Annotated in this window: 11 protein-coding genes and 1 pseudogene; 2 read left to right on the top strand and 10 right to left on the bottom strand. The window is 42.0% G+C overall.

What is annotated here, in order from left to right; genetic code table 11:
* Nucleotides 1-5: 5 nt before the first annotated feature.
* From LXO72_RS00920 to pflA, 4 genes are all read right to left on the bottom strand, one after another.
* Nucleotides 6-656, bottom strand: a complete 651-nt coding sequence (locus tag LXO72_RS00920; protein WP_233331262.1) for a DUF1803 domain-containing protein — start codon at nucleotides 654-656, stop codon at nucleotides 6-8.
* Nucleotides 640-1,152, bottom strand: a complete 513-nt coding sequence (locus tag LXO72_RS00915; RefSeq protein WP_233331261.1) for a YiiX/YebB-like N1pC/P60 family cysteine hydrolase — start codon at nucleotides 1,150-1,152, stop codon at nucleotides 640-642. The genes LXO72_RS00920 and LXO72_RS00915 overlap by 17 nt, the downstream gene beginning before the upstream one ends.
* A gap of 63 nt (nucleotides 1,153-1,215) precedes the next feature.
* Nucleotides 1,216-2,151 (bottom strand): manganese-dependent inorganic pyrophosphatase, encoded by a 936-nt coding sequence (locus tag LXO72_RS00910; protein ID WP_233331260.1) that lies wholly within the window; start codon nucleotides 2,149-2,151, stop codon nucleotides 1,216-1,218.
* Between the two features lie 128 nt (nucleotides 2,152-2,279).
* A complete protein-coding gene (gene pflA, locus LXO72_RS00905) occupies nucleotides 2,280-3,074 on the bottom strand; it encodes a pyruvate formate-lyase-activating protein (RefSeq protein ID WP_048689741.1) in 795 nt (264 codons plus the stop codon).
* 216 nt (nucleotides 3,075-3,290) lie between these two features.
* Between pflA and LXO72_RS00900 the strand changes: the two are divergent.
* Both LXO72_RS00900 and LXO72_RS00895 read left to right on the top strand, forming a co-directional pair.
* A pseudogene (locus LXO72_RS00900) lies at nucleotides 3,291-3,473 on the top strand (UTRA domain-containing protein); the annotation flags it as partial.
* Nucleotides 3,474-3,739: 266 nt separating this feature from the next.
* Complete coding sequence (locus LXO72_RS00895) at nucleotides 3,740-8,629, top strand: glycosyl hydrolase family 95 catalytic domain-containing protein (protein ID WP_233331259.1); 4,890 nt, start codon at nucleotides 3,740-3,742, stop codon at nucleotides 8,627-8,629.
* A 54-nt stretch (nucleotides 8,630-8,683) separates the two neighbouring features.
* On the opposite strand, the gene LXO72_RS00890 is transcribed toward LXO72_RS00895, so the two are convergent.
* The 6 genes from LXO72_RS00890 to LXO72_RS00865 all read right to left on the bottom strand — a co-directional run bounded on the left by LXO72_RS00890 (nucleotide 8,684) and on the right by LXO72_RS00865 (nucleotide 15,701).
* Nucleotides 8,684-9,487, bottom strand: a complete 804-nt coding sequence (locus LXO72_RS00890; RefSeq protein ID WP_048715373.1) for an ABC transporter ATP-binding protein — start codon at nucleotides 9,485-9,487, stop codon at nucleotides 8,684-8,686.
* Nucleotides 9,488-9,500: 13 nt separating this feature from the next.
* Nucleotides 9,501-10,394 (bottom strand): ABC transporter permease, encoded by an 894-nt coding sequence (locus LXO72_RS00885; protein ID WP_048689748.1) that lies wholly within the window; start codon nucleotides 10,392-10,394, stop codon nucleotides 9,501-9,503.
* A 10-nt stretch (nucleotides 10,395-10,404) separates the two neighbouring features.
* Nucleotides 10,405-11,379: an ABC transporter substrate-binding protein gene (locus LXO72_RS00880; RefSeq protein ID WP_233331258.1), complete on the bottom strand. Its 975-nt coding sequence runs from the start codon at nucleotides 11,377-11,379 to the stop codon at nucleotides 10,405-10,407.
* 427 nt (nucleotides 11,380-11,806) lie between these two features.
* On the bottom strand, nucleotides 11,807-12,781 hold the full coding sequence (locus LXO72_RS00875; protein ID WP_233331257.1) for a hypothetical protein: 975 nt from the start codon (nucleotides 12,779-12,781) through the stop codon (nucleotides 11,807-11,809).
* A gap of 271 nt (nucleotides 12,782-13,052) precedes the next feature.
* Nucleotides 13,053-14,240 carry a hypothetical protein gene (locus LXO72_RS00870; protein WP_233331256.1) on the bottom strand — a complete coding sequence of 396 codons (1,188 nt, stop codon included), beginning with the start codon at nucleotides 14,238-14,240 and terminating at the stop codon, nucleotides 13,053-13,055.
* 111 nt (nucleotides 14,241-14,351) lie between these two features.
* The gene (locus LXO72_RS00865) at nucleotides 14,352-15,701 is read right to left on the bottom strand and encodes a hemolysin family protein (RefSeq protein ID WP_023024065.1); all 1,350 of its coding nucleotides are present in this window, start codon (nucleotides 15,699-15,701) and stop codon (nucleotides 14,352-14,354) included.
* Nucleotides 15,702-15,729: the final 28 nt, after the last annotated feature.

Below are 15,729 nucleotides of genomic sequence, written 5' to 3'. Positions count from 1 at the left end.
AGCCTTTATTTTTTTATAAAAACAAATCTTTCTTTATCAAATTCAACAGCTAACTTATACTTTCCATCTTTATTTTGAATGATGTAGCCCAATAAAACTAAACTATCGACAAAGATATCTCTGCGCTTTTGCTGGACTTCTTCTTTTTTGAGGAACTTGAGCAAAAAGCTAGTCATATACTTGAGAGCATACTCGGGATTGACATCTCCCAAGATGGCATAGAGCTTCTCTTGCTCCTCTGTCAAAGGATATTGGTGAGCCACCTTGTAAAAGTAATTGGAAAGGGTCTGTGCATTTCGTTCGAAGTCAGTCTCCTCTACGAGAATCGCTGCATTAGTCGTGTTGCGGAGTTCCGTTTGGAAAACTTTGTTTTTTAGTTCCTGATAAAATTCACTATCCTCTCGGACAAAGACCTCTTGATCCAGTTCAACTCGATCAGCTGACTCTAAGAAAGGCAGGTTGAGAGTGTAGCGTTTATTTTCTCGAAGGATGAAGCCCGCTTTGATATACTCCTCCATCAGCTTATCCACTGGCTGATCTGGAAATTGAGCCTTGATTTGCCGTAAAATCACATCATCCTGCTGATCCAAATAGTTGATCAAGTCCTTGAAAAATGGCTGACGTGTTAAACGTGTGGGATTAATGATTCGAATCATCCAAATACCTTTCTTTAAACTGTAGCTGTGGTGATTGGGCTAACTGACTCGGGTTGGTCCCGGGCTGATCTAAAGGAACAGCTAGGCCGAGTTCTCTGTAGTAGGCTTTCCAAAAGGAACTAATTTCTTCTTCTCCCTCTCCAAACTTCATGGGAATGGTATCAAAAATAGGAAGAATTTCTGCTACAAACTGGGAACAATAGAAGCCATCTCCATCTGGGTAAAAGGAAGCATTGTAGGGAGCACCTAAAAGGTTTTCTGCTTGCTTTTTGACTTCATTGTCATCAATCTCTGCATAGCGGTAAAGATCATATCCTTTCTCAGCTTCAAAGAAATCTTCATGGGACTGGGCAAGGACGCCACCTTCCACCGTGGCATGATAGACCTTCCCGTCCAAAAAGATGGCCACATGGCTATAGTTCCCAGTTGATGCCTGGATGGCCTGCCCCATTTCCGTATGATCCCTCACAAAAATCAAATCGCCAGATTCTAACATAGTTTCCTCCTAGCAAAAAAGGAGCCGAAACTCCTTTTTTATAATGGGTTTCCCCATTTATCATTATGCATTAAAGCTTTCAGTCAATTGTGGTACCACTTGTTTCTTACGTGAAACGGCACCTGGAAGGAAAGCGTGGTTGTTTTCAAGTTTGAAGTTGAAGGCTGCTTCCACTTTGTCCATATTTGATCCAAGAGCAAGGATTTCTGAGTTTGAGTTGACGATATCTGTAATCATCAAGACAAAGTCAGAGTATCCGTTAGCTGCATTTGCGGCTTGGATAGCTGCTTCGATTTCAGCTTGGCGTTCCAATACTTCAGCAATATCAACTGTATTGACTTGAGCCACACGGACATTGTTTCCGTTGAGTTCAAAGGTCTTAGCATCGATGTCAATCAATTCTTCTGCTGATTTGCTAGCCAAGTTTGTACCAGCCTTGAGCATAGCAAGACCGTATTCTTCCAAGTTCACATCAGCTAGTTCAGCCAATTCAGGAGCAATGACTTTATCAGATGGGTGAGTTGTTGGAGATTTCAAGAGAAGGGTATCTGAAATCAAACCTGAAAGCATCAAACCTGCGATTTCTTTTGGCACTGCTACACCATGTTCTTTGAACATGCGGTATACGATAGAAGATGCTGAACCAACTGGTTCTAAACGCATGTAAAGTGGGCTGGCAGTTTCAAAGTTAGCCACACGGTGGTGATCCACCACACCATATACTTCTACTTCAGCGATATCTGAAACAGATTGTTGGAATTCATTGTGGTCCGTCAAGATGACTTGCTCTGCACCTTCTGCTTTAGCTGATGTGATGACGCGTGGTGCTTCCACACCAAAATAGTCCAACACGAAAGCTGTTTCTTCATTTGGAGTTCCAAGAGCCACTGCTTCTGTATCCAAACCATAAGCTTCTTTTGCAAGATAATCAAAGGCTACAGATGAACCGATAGCATCTGAGTCAGGATTTTGGTGACCAAAAACGAGAATTTTTGACATGTTTCTACCTCTTCATTTTCATTTGTATATTCACTCTATTTTAGCACGTTTTTCCGTTTAAAGAAAGGGAATAGTTGTTCATTTCATCAGAAAAAGACAGCTGGAAGGACCAACTGTCTCGATTTATTTTATCCTTTAACCCGTTTCAGGTAATCTTGGTAACTTTCCGTTTCCATCAAGTCCTTCGCATTTTGGACCCGTTCTTTTGTTGGTGGTTTCACACCCTCTAATTTGTAAGGAATGCCCAATTCCCGCCATTTGAATTCCCCCATGGTATGGTAAGGCAGGATCTCAAATTTATCGACATTTTTAAGGGTTTTAACAAATTTCCCAAGTTCGATCAAGTCATCATCTCGGTCTGTAAGCCCAGGCACCAAGACGTGGCGAATCCAAACGGGCTTACCAATGTCAGACAAATACTTAGCACAAGCTAAAATATTCTTGTTTGTCTGACTGGTTACAAATCTGTGCCGTTCATCATTAATTTCCTTGATATCCAGAAGCACCAAGTCTGTCACTGCCATTAATTTATCAAATTTTTCCAAGTAACGAGGGGTATTACGGAAAGGTAGAGCACAGGTATCGAGCGTGCAGTGAATGCCCAACTCTTGAGCCTTGGTGAAGAGGGCAATCAAGAAGTCAATCTGCAAGAGGGCTTCTCCACCGCTGACCGTGATCCCACCTTTTTGACCCCAAAATCCACGATAGCGGAGGGCTTCTTCTAGGACATCATCCACTGTTCGTTCTCTAGACATGTTGGTTTCCATAGCCCAAGTATCCGGGTTATGGCAATACTGACACCGCATTTGACAGCCTTGAAGAAAGACAATAAAACGGATCCCTGGTCCATCCACTGCACCGAAGCTTTCCGTAGAGTGTACCATTCCTGTTACTTTTCCATAGTCAACTGTTTCATTTTCCATGTCTTGTCCTTCTCTCTTGAAAACGTTTTATGGTTTTATTATACCATGATTCCTTGTGAATAAAAGGATTTTAATGATTTTTTAGAAAATAAACTGTTTTTCAATTTCAACCCATTGTATTAGTACAGGCCCTTCCAATCGCTGTTACTCTTACCTATTCTCTATGGCAAAAAAAGAAAACGAAGAGCCGTTTTCTTTTTTTCTAATATCTTAAGAATCTTGATTTCACCAATCGATAATCGCGACAAAATCTTACTGGATCTTGGAAAAGACCAACACGTGGTGACAGTCCGCTCCCAAGTTTACCTAGCAGATGGGCGGCAATTCCAGTTCACCGAAAGTCGACACAAATTAGACAAGTTTCATTTTGTCAACTATGCAAAAAGAAATCAAAAATAGAGGACTCCGCTGACAGTTGAGACTGGACTCAATTGTTTTTTCTACGATATCCGTAAATGAGAACTGTTTTCATCCCAAAATCAATCGCTTATTTATTTCTTATTTTTCTACTATTTCAAGAAATAACACTCTCAAATATGCATCTTACCTAAAAGCTATTGACATTTTCCTGTTTCCCTATTAAATTGGATATGATAGAAATAAATATGAAGGGACTGTCTTCAACTAAGGATGTAAGCGGTCTCAAAAATCTAGAGGAGAGTTCTATGGACCAAAGATTTTTGGAAAAATCCTGTCGTTATAGTATCCGCAAACTAACAGTCGGTACAGCTTCTGTTTTACTAGGAGCAATTTTACTAGGCTCACACCAGGTAAGTGCTGATAGTATTGTTGGAAGTCAAAACGAAAGCAACCACCTTGAAGCTGCCCCAGCCATAGAGAGCCCGACTGATGGAACCGGAGAAGCCAAACCAGAAAATCCGTATATCGCTCCTATTTCTGAAGAAAAAAGCTCGTCACCTGATACAGAAGTTCAAAGCAAGCATACAGCCACTTCGACTACTTCGATTGAGCCAAATGAAGAAAGGGAAACTATGAAAGTTGAGACTCCCGTGACCAAACAAACAGATTATCATTTAAGCTACAATCAACCTGCTGCTGCTACCTATGATGGGTGGGAAAAACAAGCTCTCCCAGTCGGAAATGGAGAAATGGGCGCTAAGGTTTTCGGACTCATCGGCGAGGAAAGAATCCAATACAACGAAAAAACTCTTTGGTCTGGTGGACCACAACCGGATAGCACCGACTACAACGGAGGAAACTACCAAGATCGCTACAAAGTCTTAGCAGAAATCCGTAAGGCCCTTGAAGACGGAGACCGCCAAAAAGCGAAACAGTTAGCCGAAGAAAATCTAGTAGGACCAAACAACGCTCAATACGGACGCTACTTATCTTTCGGTGATATCTTCATGGTCTTTAATAACCAAAAGAAAGGTTTGGAGAACGTTACCGACTATCACCGTGACTTAGATATTACCGAAGCTATCACAACTACTTCTTATAGCCAGGATGGAACCACTTTTAAACGCGAAACCTTCTCTAGCTATCCTGATGATGTTACTGTGACCCATTTGAGTAAAAAAGGGGATAAGACCCTCGATTTTACCCTTTGGAATAGCTTGACAGAGGATTTACTTGCGAATGGTGACTACTCTTGGGAATATTCGAACTATAAACAGGGAGCAGTCACGACCGATTCAAATGGTATCTTGCTCAAGGGTACTGTCAAAGACAATGGCCTTCAATTTGCCTCTTATCTTGGAATCAAGACAGATGGACAAGTCACAGCCCAAGATGGCTATTTAACTGTTACAGGAGCCAGCTATGCGACCCTTTTACTCAGTGCCAAGACTAATTATGCTCAAAATCCAAAAACCAATTACCGCAAGGATATTGATGTAGAAAATACTGTTAAGTCTATCGTTGAAGCTGCTAAAGCCAAAGACTATGAAACTCTAAAAAATAACCACATCAAGGACTATCAAAGTCTCTTCAATCGTGTTCAACTAAATCTTGGTGGTAATAAGTCTAGCCAAACGACAAAAGAAGCTCTCCAAACCTATGATCCTACAAAAGGACAAGAACTAGAAGAGCTCTTCTTCCAGTACGGCCGTTACCTCCTCATCAGCTCTTCTCGTGACCGGACAGATGCCCTTCCTGCTAACTTGCAAGGTGTCTGGAATGCTGTAGACAATCCACCTTGGAACTCTGACTACCACCTCAATGTCAATCTACAAATGAACTACTGGCCTGCCTACATGAGTAATCTCGCAGAAACGGCTAAGCCAATGGTCAATTATATCGATGACATGCGCTACTATGGTCGTATCGCTGCTAAAGAATATGCCGGTATCGAATCCAAAGAAGGCCAAGAAAATGGTTGGTTGGTTCATACTCAGGCAACACCATTTGGCTGGACAACTCCAGGTTGGAATTATTACTGGGGTTGGTCTCCTGCTGCCAATGCTTGGATGATGCAGAATGTCTATGACTACTATAAATTCACCAAGGATGAGACTTATCTCAAAGAAAAGATTTACCCAATGCTCAAGGAAACAGCCAAGTTCTGGAATTCCTTCTTGCACTACGACAAATCTAGTGATCGTTGGGTTTCTTCTCCATCTTATTCGCCAGAGCATGGAACTATCACGATCGGGAATACCTTTGACCAATCACTAATTTGGCAGCTCTTCCACGACTATATGGAAGCTGCCAATCACCTCAATATGGACCAAGATTTGGTGACAGAAGTGAAGGCTAAATTTGACAAGCTCAAACCACTTCATATCAACCAAGAGGGACGTATCAAGGAATGGTACGAGGAAGACAGTCCTCAATTCACCAACGAAGGCATTGAAAATCATCACCGTCACGTTTCCCATCTAGTTGGACTCTTCCCAGGTACTCTATTTGATAAGGACCAGCCTGAATATCTGGAGGCCGCACGCGCAACCCTAAACCATCGTGGAGATGGTGGTACAGGTTGGTCCAAGGCTAATAAAATTAACCTCTGGGCTCGTCTCTTAGACGGAAACCGCGCCCACCGTTTATTAGCAGAACAGCTCAGATCCTCAACTCTAGAAAATCTCTGGGATACCCACGCGCCTTTCCAAATCGATGGGAACTTTGGTGCAACCAGTGGTATGGCAGAAATGCTCCTTCAATCACACACAGGCTATATTGCCCCATTACCAGCCCTTCCAGATGCCTGGAAAGACGGTCAAGTTTCAGGGCTCGTTGCTCGTGGCAACTTCGAAGTCAGCATGAAATGGAAAGAAAAAAATCTTGAGACATTAGCTTTCCTTTCCCATGCAGGTGGAGATTTAGTGGTCGATTATCCAGACATCGAATCGAGTATTGTCAAGATTAACGGGAAAGAAATCAAACCAACTCTTCTCAAAGACAATCGGATTCAGATTGCCACTCAAAAAGGGGATCAGATCACATTTGAAAAGTTACCAGAGCGGGTCACTCGCCTATCTGCTGTGAGAAAGGATGCTGTAACTGCTGAACTCGATTTCAATCCGGTTACAGATGCGACCCACTATGTCATCCGTCGAGAAAGTAATGACGAAAGCAGTGATGCTCCTTCTATCAAGGAATTCCTAACCAATGTCACTCATTTCATCGACCGCTCCATCGATTCTCTCCATAACTATAGATATTCTGTTAGAGCCATGATTGGGGAGCACTCAAGGCAAGCATCCGAATCTGCGTCAATCCAACCAGTTGTCGAATTGATGGACGACAGAGATCCTCGTGTTCAATACGGTCCTGCCTTCCATAACTGGGAGGATGCTGACCTATTTGCAGGAACTGAAAAATATGCTGACCTAACTGTCGATAGTTATTCTGACAACGATGCCACTGCTAGAATTTCTTTTAATGGACGAGGAATTGAAATCTATGGTCTCAAATCATCTGAATTAGGCCTAGCAGAAGTACAAATCGATGGCAAGAAAGTAGGAGACCTAGATTTCCACACATCGGGAGAGACGGAAAAAAGTGCTCTAATCGGTCGTTTCACAGGACTTCCTGATGGAGAGCACCTCCTGACTCTAACCGTGAAGAAGGAGCATTTGAACCGAGGGAATGAACGCTCAAAAATTTCCATAGATTACTTTAAAATCTATCCGGGTCAAGGTGCGACTGTTGAAAAGATGGATGACAGAGATTCTCGTATCCACTATGGCTCCTTGTTCAAGGACTGGAGCGAATCAGGCTTATATCAAACGACAGAAAAATACGCGACTCTCCAAAACGTGGATCCATCTCAGTATGCAGAGGCCAAAGCAACCATTCCTTTCACTGGTACGGGTATTCGTATTTACGGCTTAAAATCTTCTGACTATGGAAAAGCCTTAGTCACCATAGATGGAAAAGAAATGCCAAGTTTGGACTTCTACTCAAGTGCTGACTATGAAAAGAATGTGTTGATTGGCGAGTATACAAACTTAAGCAATGGAAATCATATCCTCACCTTGACAGTGGATCCTAACTCTCCTGATGACAGAAAGATGATTTCCCTGGATTCATTTGACATCCTGAAGCCGTCAACAGTATCCCTCGATACTCCAAGCCTGGCCCCAATAAAAGCAGGCGATCAGACGATTACCCTCACACTTCCGTCTGGGGAGTGGGATGCTATTGCCCTTCATTTCCCTGGGGAAAAAGATCCTGTTTTCCTCAAGAAAACGGACGAGCAGCACGTCACCCTATCAGATGGAAATCGAGTGTTAGAGATTAAGGACCAGCAAGTTGAATTGCCGATCTCAGAAACTGCTCATCAAAAACAAACTCAGATCATCTCAGCCTATGCCATCCGAGGAAAGACCATCACTAGTCCAGCCGTCTCTCTCTTACCTGCTATTGTGACAAGTTTGGGAGACCAAGAACCTCCTGTGGTGACCCTTCCTGAGTACACAGAGCCAATCGGCACCGCTGGACAAGAAGCGCCCGTATTGTCTCTGCCTGAATATGTCCTTCGAGTACTGAAAGACCCAGCCAGCAAGGTAGAAGTCATTAGTGGAGAGAATGAGATTGGTAGAGACAGTCATTTAGTGATTCAAAAGGTCCTTGACCAAGGTCTCTTCGGCAAAACCTACGATGCTTTCAACCTTCAACTTAAGGATAAAGAAGGAAATTCAGTTCCAGTCAAAGGAAGTGTATTGGTTCGACTTCCACTATCAAAAGAAGTGAAGCAAGTCTATGTCTTGACTCCTAATCAAGAACTCCAACCATTAGCATTTACACTACGAGAGGGCATGATTGAATTCATGGCACAAGAGTTAGGAACCTATGCCATTGTCTACAAGTCGGAATCAGAAGTCGGATCCGTTAATACAGATTCCTATGGGACTGTTGAGTCTACCCTCTTAGGAAGAAAGGATCAAAATAGGAAGGTGCTTGTTTCAGAGTCCACTCATCCAACGGATGTCAGAAACACTCTGGCTAGTGTTCCAAATTCCAAACAAGGAGACGCTTCACACAAACAGCTTCCAAAAACAAATCATGAACAACGTACATACCTCCTCTTCTTAGCTGGACTATGCCTTGTTCTCGCAGCTACTTTCCTAGAGAAAAAGAAAAACGATTAGCTATATGTAGCTAACAACATCAATAAAAAGGATGGAAATTCGATCCTTTTTATTTTATCCTAATACCAATTCGTCACTCACCAAGGTTTCACCACTGTTCTGATGGAAAAGGCGCATCAAGTCTTCAACCGTCAGGTTCTTCTTTTCTTCCCCTTTAACGTCGACCACAATCTTGCCTTGGTAGAGCATGATCAAACGATTGCCATATGCGATGGCATGATTCATATCATGCGTAATCATCAAGGTTGTCAAATCATGACTTTCCACGATCTTTTGCGTCAATTCCATGACCATTTCACTGGTCTTGGGATCGAGCGCTGCGGTATGTTCATCCAGTAGCAAGAGTTTTGGTTTGACCAAGGCAGCCATGACCAAGGTCAAAGCTTGCCGTTGTCCCCCTGATAAGTATTGCGTGTCCACTTTGAGGCGATTTTCCAAACCAATATTGAGTTCCTTCAAAGCCGTTTTAAATTCTTCGCGGTCTTTTTCTTTGACCCCCCAACTGAGTCCCCGTCTTGCTCCACGTTTTTTAGCAATGGCCATATTTTCTTCAATGGTCAAGCGGGAAGCCGTCCCCATCTTAGGATCCTGGAAAACACGCGCAATATCCTTGGCACGCTTCCGAACACTAGTCTGCTTAATGGATTTTCCTTCTAAAAGGATATCTCCTTGGTCCACTTGCAGGCCACCTGCCAGAATATTCATCAAGGTCGATTTACCGGCTCCATTTCCTCCGATGACAGAAATGAAATCTCCTTCTTCTACTGTCAGATCCAAGCCTTTGAGAACATGGTTTTCATTGACCGTACCTGCTTCGAATGTCTTATGGATATCTTCAATTTTTAACAATGTTGCCATTTATCTTCTCCTTCTAGTTGCTGGTTAATTTCAATCCACGAATCTTGAGACGTTTCTGGGCTTCTGGGGCGAACAAGACCAAGGCCAAGAGAATAGCGTTAAACAAACGGACCAAGTTTTGGTCTAGGTTTGGAATTTCGTAGATATTGAGGATAATGAGGCGGTAGACAATTGCCCCCACTCCAATCGAAAGCAAGCGTCCTCCAATGGTCAAATCATGGATCAAGACTTCTGCTAAAATAACAGCACTGAGACCTACGACGATGGTCCCTGTACCAGAAGTCACGTCTGAGAAGCCATCTGTCTGAGCGAAGAGAGCCCCACACAATGCCACCAAACCATTGGAAATCATGTAACCGAAAATCTTCATGGTGTCCACATTCACCCCATTGGCCTCACTCATCGGGATATTGTCACCAGTCGAACGAAGAACCAAACCAATCTGGGTTTTCATCAAGAGGGTCAAAATCAGACAAACCAATAACAAACAAGCAATACTAACAGCAAAGACTGCCTCCTCATTGGACAAACCCAAGCCCATCACAGACTTGAAAATGGTACTAGAATCTCCAATGGATAAATTAGGGACGCCCCCCATAATCTTAATATTGATGGAATAGAGTCCCGTCAGAGTCACAATCCCTGTTAAGAGCGCTGGGATCTTCATCTTGGTATGAAGTAGGCCAGAGACCAAACCTGCTAGCATCCCTGCTAAAATCGAGAAGAGGGTCGCTAGCCAAGGGTTTTGCCCTGCTTGGATTTGGGACGCAACGACTGCAGCACCAAGTGGGAAAGCCCCTTCTGCTGTCATATCCGCTATATCTAAAATGCGGAATGTTAAGAAAATACCAATGGCCATAATCGACCACAATAAACCTTCAGATAAACTTGATAATACTAAATCCATCATCCATCTCCTATTTCTTTTCGTTTATACCAGAGAGATCAATTCCTAATTTCTTAGCCATCTCTTTGTTAACATACAATTCTAGATTTTTAGGGGCCTCCACTGCCAGTTCGCCTGCCTTTTCCCCTTTCAGGATACGAATTGCCATCCGAGCAGATTGACGCCCTAACTCGGTGTAGTCTGTCCCATAGGTATAGAGCCCTCCTACTTGGGCCATTTCAATCGAACCTCCAATAACTGGAACCTGATGTTTCAAAGACACTTGTTTGATGGTTTCCATTGTGGAAGAAATGATGTTGTCTGTTGGAATAAAGACCATATCGACTTCTGACATCAAACTATCCGCTGCCGCTTTCACATTATTACTGTCTAAAATGGTCTTCTCGACGACACGGTAGCCTTTGGCCTCAAGTACCTTCTTAGCTTCCTCTTTTTGAACGACGGAGTTGGGTTCACTTTGCGTATAGAGGATACCGATTGTCTTAGCTGTTGGCAAAACCTTTTGAATCAGATCGACTTGCGTAGCAATGGCATCTGAAGATTGGTCGCTCGTTCCTGTCACATTGCCACCAGGCTGATCCAAGTTCTTGACCAACTTAGCAGCCAAAGGGTCCGTCACTGCAGAAAAGACTACCGGGGTCGTTTTGCTTGTATTAGCGATACTTTGTGCTGATGGAGTCGCAATGGCAAATACAAGATCACTTTCCTGTGACAATTGATTTGAAATATTTTTCAAATTTCGCTGCTCCCCTTGGGCATTTTGATAATCAATTTCAATCTCTTCTCCATCTACATAACCTTGTTTGGCTAACTCTTCGACAAAGCCTTTTCGAGTCGCATCTAGAGACTTATGGGTAATATACTGGGAAATCCCAATCTTAATCTTTTGATGCTTAGAGGTCTTCAAGTGGTGGAGGGTCAAGAGGGAGGTCATCAGTAGACCAACTACCAGGACCGGGGCAATTAACTTCTTTACAATTTTCATGAAACATGTCTCCTTATCTAAAACATTCAAACAGAATACAAAAAACCGTTTAGATGATTCTAAACGGTTGGTATGGTTCCTCACAAACTTAAAAGTATGCCAGCATTGCCGTCCATTTAGATATCATCTATATGGACCACAATCAAAAATCTTAGCCACATAGATACAAACAAATTGCTCGTTTCGTTTGCATCCATGAGTTCATGTCTACAAACATTATCTAAAGTAGCTAAAGTAAAAGTTTTGATTCAACAATGTGGAGTTCGTATTTTTCATAAGATTCTGCTTTCGTTTTTTTATGTTGACTATCTTACCGAAAATTTTTCAAGCTGTCAAGCCTAAATTCAGAATTTTTTTAATTATCTTATTTTTTCTACGTGAATCAACAAAAAAAGTGCCCGATTAGGGCACTAAATAAGCGAATATCTTATTTTTTGAAGGTGTATTTAAAATCATCCTCTTCATTCTGATAAACCGTTAACGTTCCGTTTACCAATTTATATTTGAGATTGTATTGCATTACAAAGTTTCCACCACTATTTACAAGAAATTCATGAGTTTTTTCAGATAACTCACCTTCAAATAGCACCATATCAATGGTTCCTTTTTTAACATCAATTTCAACTCCTATTTCCTTCAAATACCCCCATTTGCTTCGTTCCTCAATGTACTCCAATGCATTTTCCATAGAATATAAATAACTTTTATCGCCTTCAAGGAGTTCTTTTGCTGCTCCTTTAAAATCAACTTTTCCTGATGTGGAAATTTTTACTTTGTTACCCTCTACTTCCACAATCATTTCGACATCTTTAATAAATTCACTAGAGATATCTAAAGTCGAGGTGAAACTTTCTTTAAAACCAGATGTCATTTCTTTCTTCAGTTCAGGAGTAGCTGACCATTTCCCTTGAATACTATTAGGATTTTTAGCAAATAAGAAAAATGCAAGCACAGATAAAACTGCAACGGAGACAAGACTACATAATCCAATAATCAGCCCTTTCTTAGACTTCTTACCGGGTATTGGGGCTTGTCCCATATATGAGGAATTAGTCTGGTAATTCAGTTGCCCATTGTTTGGATAACCTCCCTGCATCTGAGCATTGTTATAGGATGTGAAGGTCACTCCTGCTTGAGCCGACTCCTGAACAGGAGCTTGTGGCTGAGTTCCACCTTGCCCAAAAGCTTGTCCTTGATGTTGAAACGGACTTGTTCCACCTTGGTATTGATTTGAAGTTGGGTTTGCACCTCCAAATGGAGATTGAATTGGTTTTACCAACGTATCCTGAGTCGCTTGTGTTTCTGGACTTCCAAACTGACCAAAAGCCTGTTGGATTTCCTCTTGATTGGCCGGTCGACCATGGACTCTCTCGAACTCTGCTAACCACTCTTCTGGTTTCATGACTATCACCTTCTAACCTTTACTTATTTTATTATAAAGGAAATTCATAGGAGAAGCAAACCCTACTAAAATGAGTATAAAAATCAGGAAAAACCCTGATTTTATGACTCTATAATTTCTGTAGTGGATAAAACCACCATAGGAATTATGGAGCCTATTTTGTTGTAGAAAACAAGAACATCAAAAAGGAGAGAACCAAGTTGGTCCTCTCCAGGGTATAACTTTTCATCAACCCACTACAGTTGACAAAGAGCCTAAATAAGCGAATATCTTATTTTTTAAAGGAGTATTCAATTCCATAATCATTTCCATCCACGGAAACTTTCAGCGTTCCATTTTCAATTTTATACTTGAGATCGTATTTAAGGAAATGACTCGCATCTTCATCCTGAATGAATCGGTGATCTTTTTCATCCACCTCACCTTCAAAGGCTACCATTTTAAGAGTGCCTTTTTTCACATCGATTTCAAGTCCCATATCCTCTAAATAGGAATTCTCACTGTTTTCCTGGATATAGTCTAAGGCATCCTCAACAGAGTAAAAATCATTGTCCCCATCATCATAGAGTTCCTTTGCAGCTCCCTTGAAATCAATCTTACCAATCACACTAATGGTTACTTTTTTCCCCTCTACCTCTACAATCATATCCATATCTTTTACAAATTCACTAGAAATATCTGATGCAGTAGAGAAAGTGCCTGAAAAAGCAGACTTCATTGTCTTTTTCATTTCAGGGGTTGCTGACCATTTTCCTTGAATATTATTCGAGTTTTTAAAAAATAGGAAAAAGGCAAGTACAGCTAAGATAGCAACTGCAACTAAACTACATAATCCAATAATCAGCCCTTTCTTAGACTTCTTACCGGGTATCGGGGCTTGTCCCATATATGGGGAATTAGTCTGGTAATTCAACTGCCCATTATTTGGATAGCCACCCTGCATCTGAGAATTGTTATAGGGCGAGAAGGTTGCTCCTGCTTGAGCAGACCCCTGAACAGGAGCTTGTGGTTGGACTCCACCTTGACCAAAAGCTTGTCCTTGTTGTTGAAACGGACTTGTTCCACCTTGGAATTGATTTGGAGCTGAACTTGCACCTCCAAATGGGGCTTGGGTCGGAGTTGGACCTCCAAACTGTGTTTGTTCTGGAGTTGGTGTCGCACCTCCAAATGGCGTTTGTTCTGGAGTTGGCGTCGCACCTCCAAACTGCGTTTGTTCTGGAGTTGGTGCTGCATCTCCAAATTTCGCTTGTTCTGGAAACGGTAAGGGACCCCCAAATTGTCCTTGATTGGAAACAGGTGCTGCACCTTCAAATGGAGATTGAATTGGGTTTACCGGTGTATCCGGAGTCGCTTGTGTTTCTGGACTTCCAAACATACCAAATGCCTCTTGTATCTCCTCTTGAGTGGCCGGTCGACCATGGACTCTCTCAAACTCTGCTAACCATTCTTCTTGATTCATTGCTATCTCCTTCTAACCTGTAGTAATTTTATTATAAAGGAATTTAATGGGATATGCAAATCCGACTAAATTGAGCATAAAAAATCAGGGGAAACCCCTGATTTCATACTCTTATTCTTGAACTTTTGTTACTTGCTCATCTTCATCGACTAGATCACTGACCTCAACCTTCACCTTGGTGACACGACCATTTTTCACCTTATCATTTGTAAGGATCAAATGTTTCTTCATGCTATCTACTTCAAAACTCAAGCGCTCCTTGTGCCCTGGAATTCGTCCGACACCAGTCAGGTAGTAGCCTGCAATGGTATCCACATCATCACTTTCCAGCTTCACATCAAAATACTCATTGAAGTCATTTAAGGTCACAATCCCCTGAACAATATAGAGGTTGGGGGCAATTTCAAACACATCATTTTCAGCCTTATCGGTTTCATCATCAATTTCACCGACAATTTCCTCGAGAAGGTCTTCCAAAGTAACTAGACCAGCCATTCCTCCATACTCATCGAGCAAAATAGCCATCTGATTTTGTGTATTTCGGAGTTCCTTTAAGAGGTCATCCACAAAGATTGTTTCCGGTACAAAGAGAGGTTCCTGAAGGATCTTTCGAAGAGCGATGTTATCAAAGCCATTTACAAAGCCCTCATTGAGGAGGCGCTTGGTATGGATGAGACCAATAACATTGTCTTTGTCATCATCATATACAGGAATCCGAGAAAAATTCTGTTTTAAAATGCTCTCGATGATTTCTCTGGTATCATCTTGGATATCCACCATAAAGGCATCCGTACGAGGAACCATTAGCTCACGCGCCATCAGCTCATCTAGTGAAAAGACTCCTTGCAACATTTCAATCTCGTCAGCATCCAGACTCGTTTCACTCTTAGCCAGCATATAGGCAATCTCATCTCGTGACATCTCTTCGTCTGCATCATCGAATTGCATAGGGGTCAGACGACTAACTAGATTCGTTGATGCCGATAAGAGCCAGACAAAGGGGCTAACGATTTCCCCTAGTAAAATAACAATTGGAGCCGTCCGAACAGCCAAGCTATCTTTCAGATTCATGGCAATCCGCTTGGGATATAACTCACCAAATACAATCGAAATATAGGTCAGAAAAGCCAAGGAGAGGAAACTAGCTATCGCACGCGCTGTCTCTGTATTTCCCATCCAAGAAGCAATGACTTTCCCAAGATTATCAGCTAGACTTGCCCCAGACAAGATGGTAATCAAGGTAATACCAACCTGAATCGTGGATAAAAAGTGGTTTGGATTTTCCAATACCTTTAAGAGACGAATATATTTCTTATCGCCTTCCTCCGCTTTTTGTTCTACCCGAGAACGATTCAGCGATACCATCGACATCTCCGTTGCAGAGAAAAAAGCATTAAATAAGGTCAATACAAATAGTAAAACAAATTGCAGTATTAAATCCTGACTGCCAGGGTCTTCCATGGATATTCTCCTCAATGTATAGTAATAA

It is taken from the genome of Streptococcus sp. XMC (assembly GCF_021341835.1).
Taxonomy (GTDB): domain Bacteria; phylum Bacillota; class Bacilli; order Lactobacillales; family Streptococcaceae; genus Streptococcus.
This window is presented reverse-complemented; position numbering and strand designations above follow the sequence as displayed.